The 21048-nt window shown below is 63.5% G+C and carries 18 protein-coding genes; 9 read left to right on the forward strand and 9 right to left on the reverse strand.

Translation table 11 applies throughout. From position 1 onward, the window contains the following. Positions 1-56: 56 nt before the first annotated feature. Positions 57-1019: an XdhC family protein gene (locus D8767_RS11075; RefSeq protein WP_016711464.1), complete on the reverse strand. Its 963-nt coding sequence runs from the start codon at positions 1017-1019 to the stop codon at positions 57-59. A 105-nt stretch (positions 1020-1124) separates the two neighbouring features. Here D8767_RS11075 and D8767_RS11080 point away from each other — a divergent pair, with 105 nt between their 5' ends. Next, entirely contained in the window at positions 1125-1763 is a 639-nt protein-coding gene (locus D8767_RS11080) for a TetR family transcriptional regulator (protein WP_016711463.1), read from the forward strand. Between the two features lie 3 nt (positions 1764-1766). Here the strand turns inward: D8767_RS11080 and D8767_RS11085 are convergent, their stop codons facing one another. The 4 genes from D8767_RS11085 to D8767_RS11100 form a co-directional block, all read right to left on the reverse strand. Next, on the reverse strand, positions 1767-5330 hold the full coding sequence (locus tag D8767_RS11085) for a molybdopterin cofactor-binding domain-containing protein (protein ID WP_016711462.1): 3564 nt from the start codon (positions 5328-5330) through the stop codon (positions 1767-1769). Continuing rightward, entirely contained in the window at positions 5327-5800 is a 474-nt protein-coding gene (locus tag D8767_RS11090; RefSeq protein ID WP_016711461.1) for a (2Fe-2S)-binding protein, read from the reverse strand. Before D8767_RS11090 ends, D8767_RS11085 begins: the two co-directional genes overlap by 4 nt. Positions 5801-5966: 166 nt before the next feature. After that, positions 5967-6443 (reverse strand): MarR family winged helix-turn-helix transcriptional regulator, encoded by a 477-nt coding sequence (locus tag D8767_RS11095; protein ID WP_016711460.1) that lies wholly within the window; start codon positions 6441-6443, stop codon positions 5967-5969. A gap of 70 nt (positions 6444-6513) precedes the next feature. Next, positions 6514-7566, reverse strand: a complete 1053-nt coding sequence (locus tag D8767_RS11100) for a 2,5-dihydroxypyridine 5,6-dioxygenase (protein WP_016711459.1) — start codon at positions 7564-7566, stop codon at positions 6514-6516. 330 nt (positions 7567-7896) lie between these two features. Here D8767_RS11100 and nicC point away from each other — a divergent pair, with 330 nt between their 5' ends. The 6 genes from nicC (at position 7897) to D8767_RS11130 (ending at position 14225) form a co-directional block, all read left to right on the forward strand. After that, on the forward strand, positions 7897-9045 hold the full coding sequence (gene nicC, locus D8767_RS11105) for a 6-hydroxynicotinate 3-monooxygenase (protein WP_016711458.1): 1149 nt from the start codon (positions 7897-7899) through the stop codon (positions 9043-9045). Next, complete coding sequence (gene nicD / locus D8767_RS11110; protein ID WP_016711457.1) at positions 9042-9848, forward strand: N-formylmaleamate deformylase; 807 nt, start codon at positions 9042-9044, stop codon at positions 9846-9848. Before nicC ends, nicD begins: the two co-directional genes overlap by 4 nt. Positions 9849-9861: 13 nt before the next feature. After that, positions 9862-10614, forward strand: coding sequence for an Asp/Glu racemase (locus D8767_RS11115; RefSeq protein ID WP_016711456.1), 753 nt, complete (start codon positions 9862-9864; stop codon positions 10612-10614). 15 nt (positions 10615-10629) lie between these two features. Next, on the forward strand, positions 10630-11271 hold the full coding sequence (locus D8767_RS11120; protein ID WP_016711455.1) for an N-carbamoylsarcosine amidohydrolase: 642 nt from the start codon (positions 10630-10632) through the stop codon (positions 11269-11271). Positions 11272-11479: 208 nt separating this feature from the next. Next, a complete protein-coding gene (locus D8767_RS11125) occupies positions 11480-12793 on the forward strand; it encodes an MFS transporter (RefSeq protein WP_016711454.1) in 1314 nt (437 codons plus the stop codon). A gap of 139 nt (positions 12794-12932) precedes the next feature. Beyond that, a complete protein-coding gene (locus D8767_RS11130; RefSeq protein WP_016711453.1) occupies positions 12933-14225 on the forward strand; it encodes an OprD family porin in 1293 nt (430 codons plus the stop codon). 118 nt (positions 14226-14343) lie between these two features. Here the strand turns inward: D8767_RS11130 and D8767_RS11135 are convergent, their stop codons facing one another. Next, positions 14344-14529: a hypothetical protein gene (locus D8767_RS11135; RefSeq protein ID WP_016711452.1), complete on the reverse strand. Its 186-nt coding sequence runs from the start codon at positions 14527-14529 to the stop codon at positions 14344-14346. 554 nt (positions 14530-15083) lie between these two features. Here D8767_RS11135 and D8767_RS11140 point away from each other — a divergent pair. Continuing rightward, complete coding sequence (locus tag D8767_RS11140; RefSeq protein ID WP_016711451.1) at positions 15084-15440, forward strand: SH3 domain-containing protein; 357 nt, start codon at positions 15084-15086, stop codon at positions 15438-15440. Positions 15441-15774: 334 nt separating this feature from the next. Here the strand turns inward: D8767_RS11140 and D8767_RS11150 are convergent, their stop codons facing one another. Further along, entirely contained in the window at positions 15775-16680 is a 906-nt protein-coding gene (locus D8767_RS11150; protein WP_016711450.1) for a LysR family transcriptional regulator, read from the reverse strand. A gap of 100 nt (positions 16681-16780) precedes the next feature. Here D8767_RS11150 and D8767_RS11155 point away from each other — a divergent pair, with 100 nt between their 5' ends. Further along, complete coding sequence (locus tag D8767_RS11155) at positions 16781-17542, forward strand: TSUP family transporter (protein WP_016711449.1); 762 nt, start codon at positions 16781-16783, stop codon at positions 17540-17542. 1 nt (position 17543) lies between these two features. On the opposite strand, the gene D8767_RS11160 is transcribed toward D8767_RS11155, so the two are convergent. Together D8767_RS11160 and D8767_RS11165 are read right to left on the reverse strand one after the other, a co-directional pair. Next, entirely contained in the window at positions 17544-18968 is a 1425-nt protein-coding gene (locus D8767_RS11160) for a GGDEF domain-containing protein (protein WP_029380196.1), read from the reverse strand. A 137-nt stretch (positions 18969-19105) separates the two neighbouring features. After that, complete coding sequence (locus D8767_RS11165) at positions 19106-20935, reverse strand: SLC13 family permease (protein ID WP_016711447.1); 1830 nt, start codon at positions 20933-20935, stop codon at positions 19106-19108. Positions 20936-21048 lie beyond the last annotated feature (113 nt).

Genomic DNA, 21048 nt, shown 5'->3' on the forward strand with positions numbered 1-21048 from the left:
CAGTTACGCCTATGCTGGCGTGCATATGCGAGTCTACCCATCTCGTTTAGTGCCGCTCACAGCGCATCCCGCGCCTTGCCCCGGTACACCCTCAGCACATCCGCCATCACCGCCAGCGCGATCTCCGCTGGCGACTTGCTGCCCAGGTCCAGCCCGATTGGCATGTGCAGTCGCTCTATCTGTTTGGCGGTCAACCCGCCTATCCGCTGCAACCGCTCGGCACGCCGGGCCGAGGTGGCCGCCGAGCCCATCGCCCCGATGTAGAACGCCGGGGTATGCACCGCCTCCATCAACGCCAGGTCATCGATTTTCGGATCGTGGGTCAGCGCCACCACGGCAGTCGCTGCATGGCAACCACCCGCCGCGATAAACAGTGAGGGCAGCACCCGATGCATCTGTGCGCCCTCTATCTCGACATGCGCCATCTCTTCACGCGGGTCGCAGGCGATGACTTCGCAGCCCAGCGTGCGGGCAATGTCGGCGCAGGCTTCGGCGACGGGCGACAGCCCGGCCAGCACCAGCCGTAGTGCGGGGCCGATGCCAATATGCACGGCGCTTTCGTCCATGCGTACGGCCCCGCCGTTGTCGCCATGCAAGCTGAAATCACCTGCCGGCAAACTGACCTTGCGCGTCACCCGCTGCTGGCCCAACAGCGCCCCTTGCAGCGATTGCAGGTGTTCCAGCCATGCGCCGTCCGCCTGTCGCCGCTCCACCAGCACCACCAATACGCCACCGCAAGGCAGGCGCAAGCGCCGGCTCTGCTCCTGGCCATCGCCATAGCGCACCACCTGTGCCTGCTGGGTAAATGCACCTTGCGCCAGGTTGCCGAGAAATTCCTCTTCGACACAGCCGCCAGACAATGAACCGACCCAATCCTGCGCGCTGCGGCAAGCCAGCATCGCCCCAGGCGAGCGAGGGGCCGAGCCATAAGTGGACAATACCGTGCACAGCCACACCGTGTCCCCGGCCCTGGCCCATTGCAGGGCTTTGTCGATCACCTGCAGGTCGAGATGCTGCATGCTCCGCTACCTCGCTCATATCGTCTCAGCCCAGCCGAAAAAGCCGCGCAATGGCCCAACGTCTGTGGCAGTGTTGGGTATCTGGCCAGCCCCACAGGGACCGACATGCAAACTCGCAAAACCGGTGTACGCGCCCAACAGGCCGACCGCACCCGGGACAACATCCTCAAGGCCGCGGTGAAGGTCTTCAGCAAGGAAGGCTTCACCGGTGGGCGTATCGAGCAGATCTCCACACTGGCCAAGTCCAACGACCGGATGATCTATTACTACTTCGGCAACAAGGAGAAGCTGTTCATCAGTGTACTGGAGCACATCTACGCCAGCTTCAACCAGGCCGAAGCCAAGCTGCGCATCGACCTCGACGACCCGGAAAAAGCCCTGCGTGAGCTGGTGGCGTTCATCTGGGACTACTACGTGCGCCACCCCGAATTCGTCACCATTCTTGCCACCGAGAACCTTCACCAGGGCCAGCACGCGCGCAAGTCGCAAAACCTCAAGGCATTGTCTGGCGAGGCGGTCGGCGTGCTGCGGCCGATCATCGAGGCGGGCCAGGCCAAGGGCCTGTTCCGCAACGACATCGACATCACCCACGCCTACCTGATGATTGCCTCGCTCTGCTATTTCTATAATTCCAACCGCCATACCCTCAGCTCGTTCCTGGCCGTGGACCTGGCCGACCCGCAGGCCAAGGCCGATTGGCTGGCCTTCATCAGCGACCTGGCCCTGCGCGGGTTGCGCCGCTGACCCTCAGTGGCTGCCAGGGTTGGCGCGTATGTGCGCGGCCTTGGCTGCCAGCCCTTGCCAGGCCGGTTTGTCGGCGGCGAAGCGCTGGCGCAGGTAGGCCGCCAGGTCGGCGACCTGGCGGTCCGACAGGCTGTCCTTGAAGCCGGGCATGTAGCCAAGGTCTCGGGTTGCCGGGGTGGGTATGCCGTGCAGTACCACGCGCAGCAGGTTGTCCGGCAGGTCGCTGTGGACGTTGCTGTTCACCGCCATCGACGGGCTGACACCCAACAGCTTCGGCCCCAGGCCATCGCTGTGGCAGGCCAGGCACGCGCCCTTGAATACCCGCTCACCGTTGCTCAGCGACACCTGGATATCCGCTTGCGGCGCAGCGTTGGCTGCAAGCGTCGCAGGCTCGCCGTCGAGCGAGCTGAGGTAATGGGCGATGGCGCGTATATCGCTTTTGGGCAATGTGGCCAGCTCGCTGACCACTGGCCCCATCGGGCCTGCCGCCACACCGTGCTTTTCGGAAAAACCGGTGCTCAGGTAGGTGAACAGTTCGTCTTCGCTCCAAGGCGTTGCCGACTTGCCCAGGGCATTCAGTGCCGGGGCTTCCCAGCCGTCGACCCTGCCGCCGGCAAGGTAGCTGCCGCCGCCTTTCTCCGCCCCCATCAAATTGCGTGGCGAGTGGCAGGCCGTGCAATGGCCCAGTCCGTCGACCAGGTAAGCGCCACGGTTCCACTGCGCACTGCGTTGCGGGTCGGGCTGGTACTCGCCGCGTTGCAAAAACAGCGCATTCCAGCCCGCCATCAGCGGCCGCTGGTTGAACGGGAAGCGCATGTCGTTGGCGGGCGCCGCTTGGCGTACCGGGGTTTGCGACATCAGGTAGGCGTACAGCGCCTGCATGTCGGCATCGTTGATGTTGCGAAACGAGGTGTAGGGGAAGGCCGGGTAGAGGTGCCGGCCATCGCGGCTAATGCCTTCGCGCATGGCCCGCTCGAAGGCGGCGAATGACCAGCGGCCAATACCGGTTTCCGGGTCGGGGGTGATGTTGGTGCTGTACAGCGTCCCGAACGGCGTTTCCATCGCCAGCCCCCCCGCATTGACCTTGCCGCCGCTGACCGTGTGGCACACGGCGCAGTCACCGGCTGCCGCCACCTGGCGCCCGCGTTCGAGCATCGCCGCGCTCCAGCTGCCGGCACCAGGCGGGGTTACCGGGGCGATTTCAGCGCGCCAGGGCAGGGCAGTGGCGAGCATGCCCAGGGCTGCGCCAAATACCCCGGCCAGCGAGCCGAACCACCACTTCGAGCGCTTCTTTGTGGGGTGTTCCTGTGTGGGGGCATCAGGCTCCTGGCCCTCGCCACCGAGCGCTGCGCGCACCCGTTCCGCCGTAATCGGCAGTTCGCGAAAGCGGATGCCGGTGGCGTCGAAAATAGCGTTGGCGATGGCGGCCGCGCTGGGTACCGAGGCCGACTCGCCACTGCCCATCGGCGGTTCGTGCTGGCGCGGCAGCATCATCACGTCAATGGCTGGCAACTCGGGGAAGGTCAGGATCGGGTAGCCGCCCCATTCCTTGCTGGCCACCGTCGACTCCTCAAAGCTGACTTGTTCCTTGAGCACGCGGCTGGTGGACTGGATGACGTTGCCGTGTATCTGGTGTCGCACGCCCTCCGGGTTGACCATCATCCCGGCATCGTGGCCAATCACCACACGGGTGACGGCGACCTCGCCGGTGCGCCGGTCTACCGCGACATCAGCCACCCACGCCGCCCAGGCCGCGCCGAAGCCGGGAAACTTGCTGTGGATGTAGCGTGCATAAGCAAAGCCCCTGCCACGCAGTACGTCACCTTCGGCTTGCGTTTGCATGGGCTGGGTATGCGGCTGCCATGCGGCGCGTTCGGCGGTGGCCTTGATCAGGTCGATGGCGCGCGGGTCGGACAGGTGCTTGAGGCGGTATTCGACCGGGTCTACACCCGCCGCGAAGGCCAGCTCATCGATGTACGACTCGTGGGCGAAGCTGTTGGGCATGGCCGATACACCGCGCATCCACGAGGCGCGCACCAGCGGCGTCATGTCGTTGATGGTGACGCGCATGTGCTCGTAGTCATACGGCGGGATCGAGGTACGGTCGCCCATCTCGAACAGTGCCGGCACCGGTTCCACGGCGCCGGTCAGTAGCAGCGCCAGGGTTGGGGCGCCGTTGGACGGGTAGCTGGTCTGGAAGTCGTAGGCGGCCACGCTGCCATCGGCGTTCAGGCCGCCGTCGATCTCCATCAGCTGCGCGGTACCTTTGGGCTCCCACACATGTTCCTGCTCGCGCGTCAGCTGCACCCGCACCGGGCGCTGCACGGCACGCGACAGCAGCACCGCATCGGCACACACATCGTCGGCGCAGTTGCGGCCGTAGCAGCCAGCAGCCTCCATGCGGATGATTTCGATGCGGTCTTCGGCGCATTCCAGCAGCCAGGCCAGGTCGGCGCGCAGCAGGTGCGGGTTTTGCGTGCCGGACCACACGCGGATCTGGTTATCGGTGAAGTCGGCCAGCGCGCACGACGGGCCAATAGAAGCATGCAACTGGTACGGCCACAGGTAGCTGCGGCTCAGGCGTTGGCTGGCATTGGCGATGCCGCCGTCGACATCACCCTTGTCCAGCACGGTGCGCTGCACCCGCGGGTTGTCGCGGATGGCCTGGGCAACATCACTGAGGTCAGGCAGCTTGGCGGTAAAGGGCTTCCAGCTGACCTTCAGGTCATGGGCGGCGCGAATGGCCTGCTCCTCGCGCTCGGCCACCACACCGACAAAGTCACGGATGACCACCACCGCGACCACGCCGGGCACGTGGGCGATGGAAGTTTCGTCGACCGCCAGCAGGCTGTTGCCGACGAAGTCACCGCTGTCGTGGCCGGCGTAGGGTGGGCGGATGACCCGGCCGTGCAGCATGTCGGGCAGGCGCATGTCATGCACGTAGGTCAGCTCGCCAGTGGCCTTGCCGGGGATGTCCACCCGTGCGGCACTGCGCCCGACCAGGCGGTAGTCCTCAATGGCCTTGAGCGGCGCATCGTCGGCGATGTACCGCTGGTGGTTTTCGCCTTGCACCAGTTCGGCAAAGCTCAGCGTGCTGCCATTGCTGGCGATCACCGCGCCTTCTTCAATGCGCAGGGCTTCGGGGGCGCAAGCAAGCCGTTGCGCGGCCTGTTGCAGCAAGAAGCGCCGCGCCGTGGCCGCGGCCTTGCGCAAAGGCACGGCGGAAATCTGCAAGGTGGCGCTGGCAATGGTTGCGCCCTGGTTCGGCGCCCGTTCGGTGTCACCCAAAACCATGTGAACCTGGTCCATGCGCAGGTCCAGCTCTTCAGCAACGATCTGTGCCAGTGAGGTGCGAATGCCGGTGCCCAGGTCGACGTGGCCGTTGAAGGCATAGACCATGCCGTCGTCGCTGACGGCGATGAACAACGCCAGTTCGCGTTCCTTGACCACGGGCGTTACGCCCTTGGCCACGGGGCCGGAGGGCGGGGTGATCTGGTCGACGATCAGCAGCACGCCGGTCTTGGCCAGCAGTTGCTCACGGCTGGGCACCTGTTGAGAGTGGTTCATGCTTTGCTCCGGGTCTGGGCAGCGCGGCGCACGGCGCGCAGGATTTCGACGTGGGTGCCGCAGCGGCACAGGTTGCCGCGCAGTTCATTGCGGATCTGTTCGTCGCTGGGGTTTGGGATGCGGTCGAGCAAGGCCTTGACGGTCATGATCATGCCGTTCATGCAGTAACCGCACTGGGCGGCCTGTTCGTCGATGAACGCCTGTTGCACTGCGTGCGGCGCGGCCTTGCTGCCCAGCCCTTCGAGGGTGGTGATGTCACGGCCCTCGGCGCCAGCTAAGGGAATGACACACGAGCGTGCAGCCACGCCGTCGATGATCACCGTGCACGCCCCGCATTCGCCCAGGCCGCAGCCGTACTTGGGGCCGTTCAGGCACAGGTCGTTGCGCAGGACCAGCAGCAGCGGTGTGTCGGGCGCGGCGCTGGTTTCGACGGCTTGGCCGTTGACCCGCAGGGAGAGGGTTGTTTGCATTATTGGCTCATCTCTGGAGGTTGCTTGCGCTACCGAAGGACTCAAACGGGGAGAGAAATTCGGTAAGTACTCACTACATGAAATGAGTGAGCAAGAAGCGGGCCAGGGATGATTTTTTGGGAGGGCAGTTGTGACTGGGGCTGCGTAGCAGCCCCAAAGCTTGAGGTCAGCCGGCGTTCTCGTCGCTGTCGATCATCTTGCGCAGCAGGTACAGGATAGCCACACGCTCACCTGCATTCAGGCTGCCCATGCTCAGCTCGCTGATCTGCCGGGCGCAGGGGATCATTTCGTCCAGCAAGGCAGCGCCATTGTCGGTGAGCTCGACGATAACCTTGCGCCGGTCGCTCGGGTCTGGCGACAACTGCACCAATTCGCGTGCCTTCAAACGGTCGACGATGCCGCGGATGGTTGCCTGGTCCACCGCAGTCGCCTTGATCAGCTCGGCCTGGGAGCTGGGGCCGTGGTCGCGCAGGGCGCACAGGGTGACGAACTGGATCGAGGTCAGCTGCGGGTCGCAAGCCTGCTGCTGGAAGATCGCCGTGTGCCGCTGGTAAGCCTTGCGCAGCAAGTGGCCGACCTGTTCGGTAACGTCGTAGGGGGTGTTGTCAAGCGGGGCGCTGCTGGGGGTGGTTTTTATCGACATAGAATGGCTTGGGCTGGGTGGAAAGAGGCTGGCCGGCCGCCAAGAGCGGAGCGCCCGGCCAGTATAACCCCTATCGCGCCCGCGACTCCTCTGGTGCGACCACGTCGCCGGCCAGGACCACGGCTTGGTCATCCAGGTAGATGTCGCAATTGCGCAGCGGAATGTCAAGGTGGCACGGGGTCTTGCGCTTGCCGCCGACCTCGGTGTTGGGGCCGGTGGAGAACAGGAAGTTGCCGTAGAAGGCGCGGGCGTCCATGCACATGCCATCGTTGCGGTCGTGCAGGCCCATGGCCGTCCACTGCGCGCGTGGCTGCAGGCCCCAGCCGATGTGCGAAATGCCGTACACCTCGGGGTCGTTGAAGTACTTCATGTAGTCACGCAGGTACTCGGCCTCGAAGCCGCCATGAATGCCGGTGATGAAGCCTTTCTCGATCTCCAGGGTGATGCGCTCGCGGCAGTAGTTCTTGAACGGCAGGATGATGTCGCCCACGTCCAGCACCAGTGTGCCCTCGGCGCTGTCCTCGTTCGGCCAGGTGAACAGGAAGCCGCTGGGCCAGTGGTCCCAGCGCCCTGGCTCGTCGGCATAGCCGTATTCGGTCACGGCCGGGTACTGGCCAAGCGGGGCGTGGAAGTCGCTGCCGGCCTTGGACCGCACGTGCAGGCTGCGCGCCTGTTTCAGCAGGGTTTCGGCAGCCAGCACGCGGCGTTTGTCGTCTTCGGTCGGCAGCATGCGCGCCAGCACTTCCGGTGGCTCTACGGCCAGCAGGATGCGCGTGCCAGTCTTGAGAATCTGCTCCTGCTCGGGCGAGTGCAGCAGCATCATGGTATCGACGATCAGGTCGGCCGCTTCCAGTGCCCGTTGTGCCGCCAGGTTACCGGTAAGCGCGGTGTCGCCGCAGTAGGCGGTCATGTCGTTGCCCATCGCCGTGGGGTGGTTGAACGCGGGCAGCTCCACCGCATACACCTTGGCCTTCAGACGCTGCGCAGCTTCCATCGCCGCGTTGACCGTGCGCGGGTCGGAGTAGTGGCTCTTGAGCACGGCGACGCTCTGCGTCTCGTCCACGCGGGACAGCTTCAGTACGTGCTCGAACATCTGGGTCAGTTGCGCATTGCTCACCGGCATCGGGGTTCTCCTGGGCGGCGTTGATGAGGAAGAGGTGCTGCACCAAGGCAGTGCCTGGCGCTTCATCTCGGTGCAAATTAATAGTGTGTACACCCTACTTTTGCAGATGAAAGCGCATCCCGCCGGTGAGCGCAAGTTATCTGTAAAACGTTACCTATTCACACATAAGTCCAGTGATTGCGGTAACAGAGCTTTGGCTGAACTTTTCGATCAGCTGTTTGAAAAATATTTGCCTGCCCCTCTTTTCAAAATTCAATTACAGCGTATACGCTCTAAATCGTCAGGCGGTCGAGCCGCCGGCCACACATCAGAACAAGAGGAGAGATACCCATGCGGGGTAGGCAGAAAATCGCAATCGTCGGTGCGGGTCTGGGTGGGGCAGCCGCCGCCACGTTGCTGCAACAGGCTGGGTTCGATGTCGAGGTGTTCGAGCAGGCGCCGGAATTCACCCGCCTTGGCGCGGGCATTCATATCGGCCCTAACGTGATGAAAATCTTCCGCCGCATGGGGCTGGAGCAGAAGCTGGAGCTGATGGGCTCGCACCCGGACTTCTGGTTCAGCCGCGACGGCAATACCGGTGATTACCTGTCGCGCATTCCGCTGGGCGAATTTGCCCGTCGCGAGTACGGCGCCGCCTACATCACCATTCACCGTGGCGACCTGCACGCGCTGCAGATCGACGCGATCAAGCCGGGCACCGTGCACTTCGGCAAGCGCCTGCAAAAGATTGTCGACGAAGGCGACCAGGTCCGCCTGGACTTCGCCGACGGCACGCACACCGTGGCTGACATCGTCATCGGTGCCGATGGCATCCATTCGAAGATCCGCGAAGAACTGCTGGGCGCTGAAGCGCCGAACTACAGCGGCTGGGTCGCGCACCGGGCACTGATCCGCGGGGTGAACCTGGCGCAGCATGCCGATGTGTTCGAGCCCTGCGTGAAGTGGTGGTCCGAAGACCGCCACATGATGGTCTACTACACCACCGGCAAGCGTGACGAGTACTACTTCGTCACCGGTGTGCCGCATGAAGCCTGGGACTTCCAGGGGGCTTATGTGGACAGCAGCCAGGAGGAAATGCGCGCCGCCTTCGAGGGTTACCACCCCACCGTGCAGAAGCTGATCGACGCGACCGAATCGATCACCAAGTGGCCGCTGCGCAACCGCAACCCGTTGCCGCTGTGGAGCCGTGGCCGCCTGGTCATGCTGGGTGACGCCTGCCACCCGATGAAGCCGCACATGGCCCAGGGTGCCTGCATGGCCATCGAGGATGCGGCCATGCTGACCCGCTGCCTGCAAGAGACCGGGCTGTCCGACCACCGCACCGCGTTCGCCCTGTACGAGGCCAACCGCAAGGAGCGGGCATCGCAGGTGCAGTCGGTATCCAATGCCAACACCTGGCTCTACACCCAGGAAGACCCGGCCTGGGTCTATGGCTACGACCTCTACGGGCAGCCGCTCAAAAGCGGGGAGGCGGCATGAGTACCTTCGTCGCCGGCGGCAACGTCAGCGCCAATGGCATCCGTCAGCATTTTCTGCGCTACGGCGGCAAGGGCCATGCGCTGATCCTGGTGCCGGGCATCACCAGCCCGGCGGTTACCTGGGGCTTCGTGGCCGAGCGCCTTGGCCAGTACTTCGATACCTATGTGCTGGATGTGCGTGGGCGTGGGTTGTCGGAGAGCGGGCCTGGGCTGGATTACGGCACGGACGCCTGTGCCGCAGACATCCCCGCGTTTGCTGCTGCGCTGGGCCTGGGCAGCTATCACCTGGTCGGGCACTCGATGGGGGCGCGCTTTGCCATTCGTGCTGCTGCCCAAGGGGCGTCGGGGTTACAGCGACTGGTGCTGGTTGATCCTCCGGTATCCGGGCCGGGGCGCCGCGTCTACCCGAGCAAGTTGCCGTGGTATGTCGACTCGATCCGCCAAGCCACGGTTGGCATGAGCGGCGACGACATGCGCGCCTTCTGTGCCACCTGGAGCGACGAGCAACTGGCCCTGCGCGCCGAGTGGCTGCACACCTGTTACGAGCCGGCAATCGTGCGCGCCTTCGATGACTTCCACGAGGTGGATATCCACCAGGACCTGCCTGCCGTGCGCCAGCCGGCGCTGCTGATGGTGGCGGGGCGCGGCGGGGTGATCGAGCCCCGCGACATAGCCGAAATCCGCGAGCTGAAGCCAGATATCCAGGTGGTACAGGTAGATAACGCCGGCCACATGATCCCTTGGGATGACCTTGAAGGCTTCTTCGCCGCCTTTGGCGACTTCCTCGACCAACCCCTTGTCTGACGGAGCACGAGACATGACCCAGCTATACCGCATCGGCCAGATCGTGCCGAGTTCCAACACCACCATGGAAACCGAGATTCCGGCGATGCTCAATGCACGCCAGGCCATCCGCCCCGAGCGCTTCACCTTCCATTCCAGCCGCATGCGCATGAAGCAGGTGAAGAAGGAAGAGCTGGCCGCCATGGATGCCGAGTCCGACCGCTGCGCCGTGGAACTGTCCGACGCCAAGGTCGATGTGCTGGGCTACGCCTGCCTGGTGGCGATCATGGCCATGGGCCTGGGCTACCACCGCCAATCGGAAAAACGCCTGCAGCAGGCCACCGCCGACAATGATGCGTTGGCGCCGGTCATCACCAGTGCCGGTGCGCTGGTAGAAGCGTTACATGTGATGAAGGCCAAGCGCATTGCCATCGTTGCCCCGTACATGAAGCCGCTGACCGAACTGGTGGTGAACTACATCCGCGAGGAAGGCTTTGAAGTGCTGGACTGGCGCGCGCTGGAAATCCCCGACAACCTCGCCGTGGCCCGCCACGACCCGGCCAACCTGCCAGGCATCGTCGCCGGCATGAACCTGGAAGGCGTGGATGTGGTGGTACTCTCGGCCTGCGTGCAGATGCAATCGCTGCCAGCCGTGGCCAAGGTCGAAGCGCAAACCGGCAAACCTGTGGTCACCGCCGCCATCGCCACCACCTACGCCATGCTCAAGGCGCTGGACCTGGAGCCGATTGTGCCGGGTGCTGGCGCCTTGCTGTCGGGCGCTTACTGAAACCGGGAGGCGGACATGAGCGATACACAAAGCGCCCGTGACAACTATCAGGGGGTCTGGGGCCAGCGCATTGGCTTCGGCCGCAAGCCAGCCCTGTTGATGATCGACTTCATGCAGGGTTACACCACACCTGGCGCTCCGCTGTATGCCCCGGGTGTTGTCGCGGCGGTTGAGCAGGCTGCCGGCCTGCTGGCGCTGGCCCGCGACTGCGGTACCCTGGTGGTGCACACCAACATTCGCTACCAGCCGCCGCATTTTGCCGACGGAGGTGTGTGGGTGCGCAAGGCGCCAGTGATGAAGGACATGGTCGAAGGCAACCCGCTAGCTGCCTTCTGCGAGGCCGTTGCACCGCAGGCGGGGGAGGTGGTGTTGAGCAAGCAGTACGCCAGTGCCTTCTTCGGCACTAGCCTGGCCCCGCTGCTGCATGCACAAGGGATCGATACCGTGGTGCTGGCCGGCTGTTCCACCAGCGGCTGCATCCGCGCCAGTGCAGTGGATGCCATGCAGCACGGCTTTCGAACCATCGTGGTGCGCGAGTGCGTAGGTGACCGCCACAACGACCCGCATGAAGCCAACCTGTTCGACATCGACAGCAAGTATGGGGATGTCGTCACCCGGCAAGACGCCATGCAACACCTGCGGCACCTGGCCGGCTGAACGCCGGGCAGCCCTTACCCAATAACAATCAAGGAGCGGTGCCGGAAGCCCGTCCATGACCGCCTGCTGTCCGGGCGGTCGCCCCGCAGGAGCACTCGGGGTCTTCAGGCGTTGCCAGGGCGCGCCGCGTATAGTGCGCGGGGTGCCCGGCGCGTCGAAAACTGCTGGCCTTAAAACAACCACAAAGTCGCCCGCCAGGAGACAGGAAATGCCAATTGCGAATGCAACCACGGTCCACAGTGACATCGACCATGGCACCAAAGCGCTGTACAGCAAGATCACCTGGAGGCTAATACCCTTCCTGTGCTTCTGCTACCTCGCTGCGTACCTCGACCGCATCAACGTCGGTTTCGCCAAGCTGCAAATGCTCGAAGACCTGCAGTTCAGCACTGCAGCCTACGGCTTGGGTGCCGGTCTGTTCTTCGTCGGTTACATCATTTTCGAAGTGCCGAGCAACCTGATCCTGCAGCGCGTTGGCGCCAAGCTGTGGATCGCCCGCATTATGATCACCTGGGGCTTGCTGTCGGCCTGCACCATGTTCGTCAGCACCACCACCCAGTTCTACATCCTGCGGTTTCTGCTCGGGGCTGCCGAGGCTGGCTTCCTGCCGGGCGTGTTGTACTACCTGACCATGTGGTACCCCACCTACCGGCGAGGGCGCATCATTGCCCTGTTCATGATCGGCTTGCCGTTGTCCAGCGTGATTGGCGGGCCGATTTCTGGCTGGATCATGGGCCATTTCGACCAGGTGCATGGACTGCATGGCTGGCAGTGGCTGTTCCTGCTGGAGGCGATCCCCAGCGTGCTGCTTGGCATCCTCACGTTCTGGGCACTGCCCAACCACTTCCAGCAGGCCAAGTGGCTGTCGGATGACGACAAGGCCCAGCTGGCGGCAGACCTGGCCGCTGACGATGCCGAGGGCAAAGACAGCAAGCACAGCTTCCGCGACGGCTTCTTCAACCTGAAGGTGTGGATGCTGGGAGGTATCGATTTCTCGATCCTGCTCAGCGCCTATGCCATGGGCTTCTGGATGCCAACCTTCATTCGTGATGCGGGCGTCAGTGATACCTTCCACATTGGCCTGCTCACGGCCGTCCCGAGCCTGGCCGCGCTGGCTGGCATGCTGATGATCGGGGCCAGCTCCGACCGCCACCGCGAGCGCCGCTGGCACATCATCGTGCCGTTCATCATCGGTGCGATTGCCATGGCCAGCAGTACCTTGTTCAGCCAGAACCTGGTGATGACCGTGGTGCTGTTCGCCATCGCTTCGGCGGCCATCATTGGCGCAGTGCCGGTGTTCTTCAGCCTGCCGGCCACCTTCCTCAAGGGCACGGCTGCGGCTACCGGCTTCGCCCTGGCTTGCTCGGTGGCCAATATCGCCGGCCTGGTCAGCAACTCGCTGATGGGCCTGGTCACTGACCTGACCGGTACTTCTCACGCAGCGCTGTGGGTGTTTGCCGGCTGTCTGATTCTCAGCTGCTTCCTGGTTATTGCCTTGCCGGCGAAGCTGGTCAACCGCTAGCGGCCCAGCGCTTCACGCAATGGCAGAGCAGGCGGGCCGGGTGCCCGCCTGCACACCCTCTCTCAAAGCAACCCGCACGTCGGTGGCCGTTCAAGGCCACCGCGCCGGGTGGCTGTTGCCCGAATCCAGGAGTAGCCCCATGCAAGGTTCCACTGCACCGCGTTTTTCTTCGTCTGCGCGCCTGGCCGGCGGTTGTATTGCCGCCGCGCTGTGTGCCGAGGCTTCGGCTGAAGAGGCCGGTTTCATCGAAGGCGCCCGTGCCACGCTGCAGGCGCGCAATTACTTTTTCAGCCGTGACTACGCTGACATCAAGGGGGCGAGCACCCAATCGCGTACCCAGGAGTGGGCGCAGGGTTTCATCCTCAATGCCAGCTCCGGCTATACCCAGGGCACGCTGGGCGTCGGTGTCGATGTTACCGGCCTGCTTGGCTTCAAGCTCGACAGCAGCCCGGCGCATGCCAAGTCCGGCTTGTTGCCCAGCCTGGACAGCGGTAAGTCGGCGGACGAGTACAGCCGCCTGGGTGCGGCGATCAAGTTCAAGGTGTCGCAGACCGAGTTGAAGGTGGGCGAGTTGATGCCCAACCTGCCTGTGCTGCTGTTCAGCGACCTGCGCCTGCTGCCGCCAACCTACCAAGGGGCGATGCTGGAGTCCCGCGAGTTTGCCGGGCTGACCCTGAATGCCGGGCAGTTCCGCTCCACCAGCTTGCGTGACTCGTCCAACAGCCAGAAGATGTACGCGCTGGTCAACGATCCGATCAACTCGGCGCGGCTGGCACGCTTTACCAGCGACCGTTTCAACTACGTGGGTGCCGACTATGCCTTCAACGACAACCGTACCAGTGTTGGCGTATGGCAGGCGCAGCTGGAAGACATCTACCAGCAGCGCTTCTACAGCTTCAAGCATGCCGAGCCGTTGGGTGACTGGACGCTGGGGGTGAATGCCGGCTACTTCGATGCCCGCGAGGACGGGCGCAAGATTGCCGGCGATTACGACAATCACGCACTGTTCAGCCTGTTCTCGGCCAAGACCGGCGGGCATACCTTCTATGTGGGGTACCAGCAGATTGGCGGTGATGACGGCTTTATCCAGGTGGGCGCCAACACCAACCCGATGGGCAACACGCTGCCGACCTACGAGTTTTCGGCGCCGGGGGAGCGGTCGTGGCAGGTGCGGCACGACTATAACTTTGTCGCCTTGGGCATTCCGGGCCTGACGTCAACCTTGCGCTATGTGAAGGGGCGGGATGTGGACACCGGGCTGGGCTTTGAAGGACGAGATCGGGAGCGTGATCTGGACCTGGCCTATGTGGTGCAAAGCGGGCCGTTGGCAGGATTGGGGATACGGGTGCGCAATGTGATGGCGCGTTCCAATTACCGCACGGACATTGATGAGAACCGGCTGATCCTGAGTTACACGGTCAAGCTGTTCTGAGGGTGCAGATGCTCTAAAAACCTGCGCGGTCTCTGTGGGAGCGGGCTTGCCCGCTCCCACAGGTTTTGCGCTGGTTTCAGCTTCAGCGTAATCCTGTGGGGCCAGGAAAGGGTACAGCTCACTGCAAGGTCACGGGCTTGAAGCTATCCGGTAACTGCTGGATAGCCGCCTCTATCTTGGCGATCGGTTCAGCCAACTTGTCCGCCTCGTTGTACTTACCCTCCCTTTTCAGGCGATCGCGCTCAAGGCGCAGGTTCAGCAAATTCTTCTGCAGCTTCAGGGCCGAGGCATTGTACGGGTCCATGCTTTTCTCACGCTGTGGGCTTCCGTGCCGTTGTAGGAAAATCGGACCGTAGCAGCTCGATTTTGCTGCAGAAACTGATGTTTCATACAGGGAAATCCCTTCGAGGCGAATACTCCTACGTTGCGCGGTAAAAGATCCTACAAGCTGCATTTCAAATCGTTTCATTCAATCTTGGCTGAACCCCGCGTGATACCTAGCCACAACGGGGTTTCGTCCCTACAGGCTCTCGACAATTTCCTGTAAATGGTTTGCCATGCCCTTCGAAACGTCGTGTAGCAATTTCTTGCGCGTTACAAGTGGTCCGCATCCACGACCGCCTGGCCGCATGTCGAGTGGCGGGCAGGCATCGGGCATCTCCTTTGCATGAGCCAGTGAGGCGGTTTGATGTGTGCCAGTAAAGTTGACGGCTGTATCGCCGATATGTCCGATTGACCCGTTGGAAACGTGCTTGTGTATCAGGTCTCAATGGGTACACATAACGATAAGAACGCGGTGCAGCGGTGGTTTTTCCGCTGCTGCACCGATCGAAGGTTTACCCGGCCAAGGAGAGGCCCATGCATTACGTTGTCATTGAACCCCATCGCAGTGAATATCCGCGGCCCATCCGCTTCGCCAAGGGCACGCTGCTGAACATCGGGCCACGCTACGAAGGCAAGCCAGGCTGGCAGGACTGGTACCTGTGCACCTGCAGTGGTCAGGAGCCTGGCTGGGTTCCGGCCCAGTTGATCGAGCGAATCAGCGTGTGTCAGGGCAGGGCACTGGACAATTACTCAGCGCATGAGCTCGATGCCGACCCCGGGCAGCGGGTGCAAATGCTGCGCCCGCTCAACGGCTGGGTCTGGTGCCGTCGCCATGGCAATGGCGAACTGGGCTGGCTGCCTGCAGAAAAGCTTCAGCAGGTTTCCATCTGATCCGCTTTTTTTCCACAAAGCTGAATCTGTAACCGTATCAGCCCAAGGCCGAGAATATGCCCATTCCCGCATCACAACTGTAGAGGTTCCAATGGGCAAGCTGGCGCTATTCCTGGGTGGTTTTCTGCTACTGACCATTCTGATTGGTCTTCTTGGCACGATTCCGCCAAGCTGAGGTTCAACGTTCACCCGCGCATGGGATAAGTCATTCTTTGCGCTGGGAAATCTGTCCACAAAAAACGTGGGTAGGTCTGTGGATAAAGTGCTGTAAGCCAAGCCCACGGCGGGCTCTGTTAAATTGAGCAGAAATTGAACAGCCGTTTCAGTGGCTGTTTCATTGGGCCATGCCGACTCGGCGCAGGGCCGCCAGCAAGTCACGTACCCGCGCCGGCAGCTCGCCGGCAGGGTATAGCGCATGCATCTGCGGGTCCTGGCCGCTGCTGGAGGTCAGGCGGTACTGTGGGCACACCCGCACCAGGCGCCCGGTTTTGACCTGCGCTTCGCCAACCCAGGCGGCCAGGCGGGCGATACCCGCACCGGCCAGGGTGCTGTGGTACACCGCCTCGCCCGAACCCAGGCGCAGCCTGGGCCTGGGGCGCAGGCTGGTGATCTGGCCATCGCGGCAGAAATGCCAGGCCTTGAGGATGCGTGGCGCGGTATGCAGGATCAGCGTATGGCCCTCCAGGTCTTCCGGGTGTTGCGGTGTGCCGGCCAGGCCCAGGTAGGCGGGGCTGGCATACAGGTGGCGCTGATAGGGCCAAAGCGGGTAGCCGATCAGCTCGCTTGATTGGGGGAAGGCGCCGCGCACCACGAAATCGAATTTGCCTTGCAGTGGGTCGAGGGCTTCGTCGCTGTACTGCACGTCGAGGGTCACTTGCGGGTGGCAGCGAGAAAACTCGGCAAGCACCTGCGGTAACACATGCTCCCCCAGCAACTGCGGCACGGCAAAGCGGATCCAGCCTTGGGCACTGCCGCTGAGCGCGGCCAGTTCGTCGGCCGCATCGCGTTGCACATCCAGCAAGCGTTCGGCGTGCGGCAACAGTCGCTCGCCCGCTTCGGTCAAGGTCACGGCGTTGGCGTTGCGGTTGAGCAGCTTGCTTCCGGCGTTGTCTTCCAGGGTTTGCACAGCACGGGTAACTGCGCTCGGTGAACGCCCCAGTGCGCGGGCAGCGGCGACGAAGCTGCGCTTGTGTGCCACGCTGACGAACGCCTGGATTTCCCGCAGCATGTCCAGTGCCATCGTCTGCTCCTTGTTGCAGTTTTCGCAATATGGCATTTCAACACAAGCGCGGTACTTTGATTAGCCTTGCAGGCGTCTTCACTGCCTCTGGGCCTGCATCATGATGGATATCGCTGTACTTTCCGTGTTCGCTTTTGCCGCTGGGCTGATCGATGCCGCCGTGGGGGGCGGTGGGCTGATCCAGATCCCGGCCTTGTTCAATGTGCTGCCCACCGCACAGCCAGCGGCATTGCTCGGCAGCAACAAGCTGGCGTCGGTGTGCGGCACGGCCTTCGCGGCGCGGTCGTTTATCCGCAAGGTGACGCTGGACTGGGGGCTGATCGTACCCGCTGCACTCAGCGCCTTTGTCATGTCGTTCGCCGGTGCCGCCACGGTGTCGCTGGTGCCGCCCAGCGTAATGCGTCCGGCGGTGCTGGTGCTGATCGTGCTGATGGCCATCTACACCTTCTGCAAGAAAGACTTCGGCACCTTGCACAAGCCTGCGCAAATCGGCCGCAAGGAGCAGTGCCTGGCGGTGCTGATCGGCGGTGCGATCGGTTTTTACGACGGCCTGTTCGGCCCGGGTACCGGTAGCTTCCTGATCTTCCTGTTCATCCGCTTCTTTGCCTTGGACTTCCTGCACGCCTCGGCGTCGGCCAAGGTGGTGAACATCGCCACCAACCTGGCGGCACTGGTGTTCTTCGTGCCGACGGGCAACGTGTTGTATGCCATCGCCCTGCCCATGGCCGTGTGCAACATCCTGGGCGCGCTGACCGGTACCTGGCTGGCAGTGCGCAAGGGTGCCGGCTTTGTCCGCGGGCTGTTCCTGGTGCTGTTGTGCGTGCTGATCGCCAAGCTGTCGTGGGACTTGCTGGCCGGTTGACTCAGATCACTTGGCGCTGCGCCTCGGCCTGCTCGACGCGATTGCGGCCATGGGCCTTGGCCCGGTACAGCGCCTGGTCGGCGCTTGCCAGCAGCGCGTCCAGGCTGGGGGCCGGGCGGTCGGCGTCACAGCCGGCCAGGCCGATACTGACGGTAATCTGCAGGCGCTGGTCGGCCTGCACCACATGCAGGTCCTGTACGGCGCGGCGCAGGCGTTCGGCGGTGAACTTGGCCCGTTCTGGCGCAAGGCCCGGGAGAATGACGACGAACTCCTCGCCACCCAGGCGCGCGAGCAGTTCATCGTTGTGCAACTGGTCTTGCAAGGTGCTGGCGAACTGGCGCAGCACCTGGTCACCGACCGCGTGGCCGTGGGCATCGTTGATCGACTTGAAATGGTCGATGTCCAGCATCATCAGGGTCAGCGGCAGCGCCTGGGCATACTGCTGGCGGCTGTCCAGCAACGCGTTGGCGCGGCGGGTAAAGGCACTGCGGGTGAGCACGCCGGTAAGGTGGTCGATGGTAGCCTGGTGCGCCAGGCGGGCCATCAGGCTGCGGTTGGCCTGGCTGACGCAGGCCACCACCAGCGGGCCAAGCACCAGCATGGCGATGCCCAGGCGCGCCGACATCAGCGTGGTCACCCCTGGCTCGCTTTGCGGCACGCTAAAGTGCATGAGGTTTTGCGCCACGGCCACAATCAAGGTACTGCCGGCGGTGAGTGCCAGCAGCGAAACCATGAAGGGCGAATAGGTCCAGGCACACCACAGCAAGGCGGCAATCGGGAAGGCAATGGCCCCGGGGCCGCCAAAGGCAATGCTGAACGCCAGCGAGGCCAGCAGCACCAGCAGCGGTGCCAGGCGGATGGCCTGGGCACCACCGCGCATCAAGGCCCGCACCGAGGGCGCAGTAAGCAGCACCGGTAGCACCAGCACGCTGGTCGAGAACTGTTCGCTGAACCAGGCCAGCCAAGTGGTGCGCAACGATTGTTGGAACCAGGGCGCGGCCATCGCCGCCGCCATGCTGGCCGCCACCATGGCGCCAACGGCGCAGGCGGCAAATACGCTGAGTACGCCGTGCGGGGTGCGCATGCGTCGGTGCAGGCGCGGCAAGCGCGACAGCAATTGCCAGAGGGTCACCACCACGCCCAGGTTGCACAGGTTGAACCACAGGGCCGGGGCCCAGGCGCTGCCGCACAGCAGGTCGGCACCGACCATGGCCAGCCAGACGAGGCCAAAGCCGGTAAGCGTGGCCTGACGAGGGTAGCGCAGCAGTACACCGGCCAATACGGCATTCACCGGCCAGAACAGCGACAGCGATTCGATCGGGCGTGCCAGGATGCCGCTCAGGGTGAGGGCAAAGGTCAGGCAGAGCAGAACGACGTAAGGCAACAAGCGCGATTGGGCAGCAAAAACCATGGGCTCGACCGGCAAGCGGAAACGAAATCCAGGACAACGCCTTGAAGCACCTGGGGCAATGACCCGCAGTGTGTTTCGTCAGGGTAGTTGATGTCAATCTGCCGCGATCGGTCGAGATAATGCCAAATTGCCTTCATTCCTCGGTTGTGTCGTCACAGCCCGAAGAACCACGGCACCATCAACACGGTCACCAGCATCACCAGCAGGGTGAACGGTACGCCGATTTTGACGAAGTCGGCGAAACGGTACTGCCCTGGGCCCAGCACCAGCGTATTGACCGGCGATGACACCGGCGTCATGAACGCCGCCGATGCGGCCAACGCCACCGTCATGGCGAACGGGTAGGGCGACATCCCCAGCTGTGTAGCGGTACTGACAGCCACCGGCGCCATCAGCACCGCAGTGGCCGTATTGGAAATGAACAGGCCAATCACCGCCGTGACGGCAAACAGGCAGGCGAGAATGGCACTGGGGCCGGCCCCGCCCAGCACACTGACCAGCCCGCTCACCGCCAGGTCGATGCCGCCGGTTTTCTGCAGCGCCTGGGCAAAGGGCAGCATGCCGACGATCAGCACCAGGCTTTGCCAATGAATGGCCCGATAAGCGCTGTTCATGTCGATGCAACGGCCGGCGCCCATCAGCAGGCAACCGATCAGCGCCGCCATGACATTGGGCACGGCACCGCTGACCATCAGCCCGACCATCACCGCCAGGCTCAGCAGCGCTTGCGGCGCGCGGGTGCGGGCGGGGGCCACCTGGTCGATTTCGGCAGGCAGGCTCAGCACCAGGAAGTCCCTGGGCTTGCTTTGCAGCTGGCGTACGGCCTTCCACGGGCCGACCACCAGCAGCGTGTCGCCAAGGCGCAGCTTTTCTTCCACCAGTTGGTCTTCGATCGCTGCCTGTTCGCGGCGCAGGCCGACCACGTTGAGGTCGAAGCGGGTGCGGAACGCCAGTTCGAGAATGCTCTTGCCAATCAGCTGCGACCCCGGTGGTAGCGAGACCTCGGCCATGCCCAGTTCCTGGGACTGGTCGATGAAATAGGCGGCCTTGAAGTGAAGCGGCTCCAGTTGCATGGTCTGGCACAGGCTGCGCAGGTCGTCGCGGTTGGCGAACAGGTCGAGCAGCAGCACGTCGCCCTGGTGCAACACGGTGCTGGAGTCGGCAGCCATCACCCGCGTGGTGAACTTGTGCTGGCGTTCGATACCGATCACGTTGGCGCCGTGCCGGGTACGCAGCTCCAGCTCGCCGAGGGTGTGGCCGATCAGCGGCGAGTGGGGGCGGATGCGCAGGCGCCGTTCGCGGCCGTTGAGCTTGTAGTCCAGCACCAGGTCCAGCAGTGTCCGGCGGGTTTCCACGCGGCCGTCCTTGCGCACTTCGCCGTTGAGCCAGTGGCGGGTCAGCAGCATGTAGCCGATGCCCAGCACCAGCACCACCAGGCCAAACGGGGTAAAGCTGAAGAAGCTGAAACCGGCTTCGCCATTGCGCACCAGCTCGCTGTGCACCACCACGTTGGGTGGTGTGGCTACCAGGCTGAGCATGCCGCTGATCAGGCCGGCGAACGCCAGTGGCATCATCAGGCGGCTGGGCGAGAGTTTCAGGCGTGCGGCAATACTGAGCACCACCGGGATGAAGATAGCCACCACGCCGGTGGAGCTCATGATCGAGCCCAGCCCGGCCACCGCCACCATCAGCAGCACCAGCAGGCGCGCCTCGCTGTTGCCGGCCCGCTCGCTCATCCATTCGCCGATGCGGTAGGCAATGCCGGTACGCACCAGACCTTCGCCAATCACGAACAGGGCGGCGATCAGCACCACGTTGGGGTCGCTGAAGCCGGCCAGGGCCTGCTCGACGGTGAGGATGCCGAGTAGCGGCAGGGCGAGAATCACCAGCAGTGCGACCACGTCCATGCGCGGGCGGTTGATGACGAACAGGAGGATGACGATGGCCAGCAGGCCGAGGACCCAGAGCAGCTCTTGGTTCATGGGGAGGGGGTGTTCCTTCACACAGGGGCACGATAGACAGTAGCAGCCAGTGTGCCAGCTTGTAATGAAGGGGGTGTTGATGTGCTGCAGGGTTTGCCAAACAAAAGGGGCCG

Source organism: Pseudomonas sp. LTGT-11-2Z, from assembly GCF_003691445.1.
GTDB classification, from domain to species: domain Bacteria; phylum Pseudomonadota; class Gammaproteobacteria; order Pseudomonadales; family Pseudomonadaceae; genus Aquipseudomonas; species Aquipseudomonas monteilii.

Coding starts and splice junctions, on each gene's coding strand:
- D8767_RS11075 (WP_016711464.1), bottom strand. CDS start 1,019: ATGCAGCATCTCGACCTGCAGGTGATCGACAAAGCCCTGCAATGGGCC.
- D8767_RS11080 (WP_016711463.1), top strand. CDS start 1,125: ATGCAAACTCGCAAAACCGGTGTACGCGCCCAACAGGCCGACCGCACC.
- D8767_RS11085 (WP_016711462.1), bottom strand. CDS start 5,330: ATGAACCACTCTCAACAGGTGCCCAGCCGTGAGCAACTGCTGGCCAAG.
- D8767_RS11090 (WP_016711461.1), bottom strand. CDS start 5,800: ATGCAAACAACCCTCTCCCTGCGGGTCAACGGCCAAGCCGTCGAAACC.
- D8767_RS11095 (WP_016711460.1), bottom strand. CDS start 6,443: ATGTCGATAAAAACCACCCCCAGCAGCGCCCCGCTTGACAACACCCCC.
- D8767_RS11100 (WP_016711459.1), bottom strand. CDS start 7,566: ATGCCGGTGAGCAATGCGCAACTGACCCAGATGTTCGAGCACGTACTG.
- nicC (WP_016711458.1), top strand. CDS start 7,897: ATGCGGGGTAGGCAGAAAATCGCAATCGTCGGTGCGGGTCTGGGTGGG.
- nicD (WP_016711457.1), top strand. CDS start 9,042: ATGAGTACCTTCGTCGCCGGCGGCAACGTCAGCGCCAATGGCATCCGT.
- D8767_RS11115 (WP_016711456.1), top strand. CDS start 9,862: ATGACCCAGCTATACCGCATCGGCCAGATCGTGCCGAGTTCCAACACC.
- D8767_RS11120 (WP_016711455.1), top strand. CDS start 10,630: ATGAGCGATACACAAAGCGCCCGTGACAACTATCAGGGGGTCTGGGGC.
- D8767_RS11125 (WP_016711454.1), top strand. CDS start 11,480: ATGCCAATTGCGAATGCAACCACGGTCCACAGTGACATCGACCATGGC.
- D8767_RS11130 (WP_016711453.1), top strand. CDS start 12,933: ATGCAAGGTTCCACTGCACCGCGTTTTTCTTCGTCTGCGCGCCTGGCC.
- D8767_RS11135 (WP_016711452.1), bottom strand. CDS start 14,529: ATGGACCCGTACAATGCCTCGGCCCTGAAGCTGCAGAAGAATTTGCTG.
- D8767_RS11140 (WP_016711451.1), top strand. CDS start 15,084: ATGCATTACGTTGTCATTGAACCCCATCGCAGTGAATATCCGCGGCCC.
- D8767_RS11150 (WP_016711450.1), bottom strand. CDS start 16,680: ATGGCACTGGACATGCTGCGGGAAATCCAGGCGTTCGTCAGCGTGGCA.
- D8767_RS11155 (WP_016711449.1), top strand. CDS start 16,781: ATGATGGATATCGCTGTACTTTCCGTGTTCGCTTTTGCCGCTGGGCTG.
- D8767_RS11165 (WP_016711447.1), bottom strand. CDS start 20,935: ATGAACCAAGAGCTGCTCTGGGTCCTCGGCCTGCTGGCCATCGTCATC.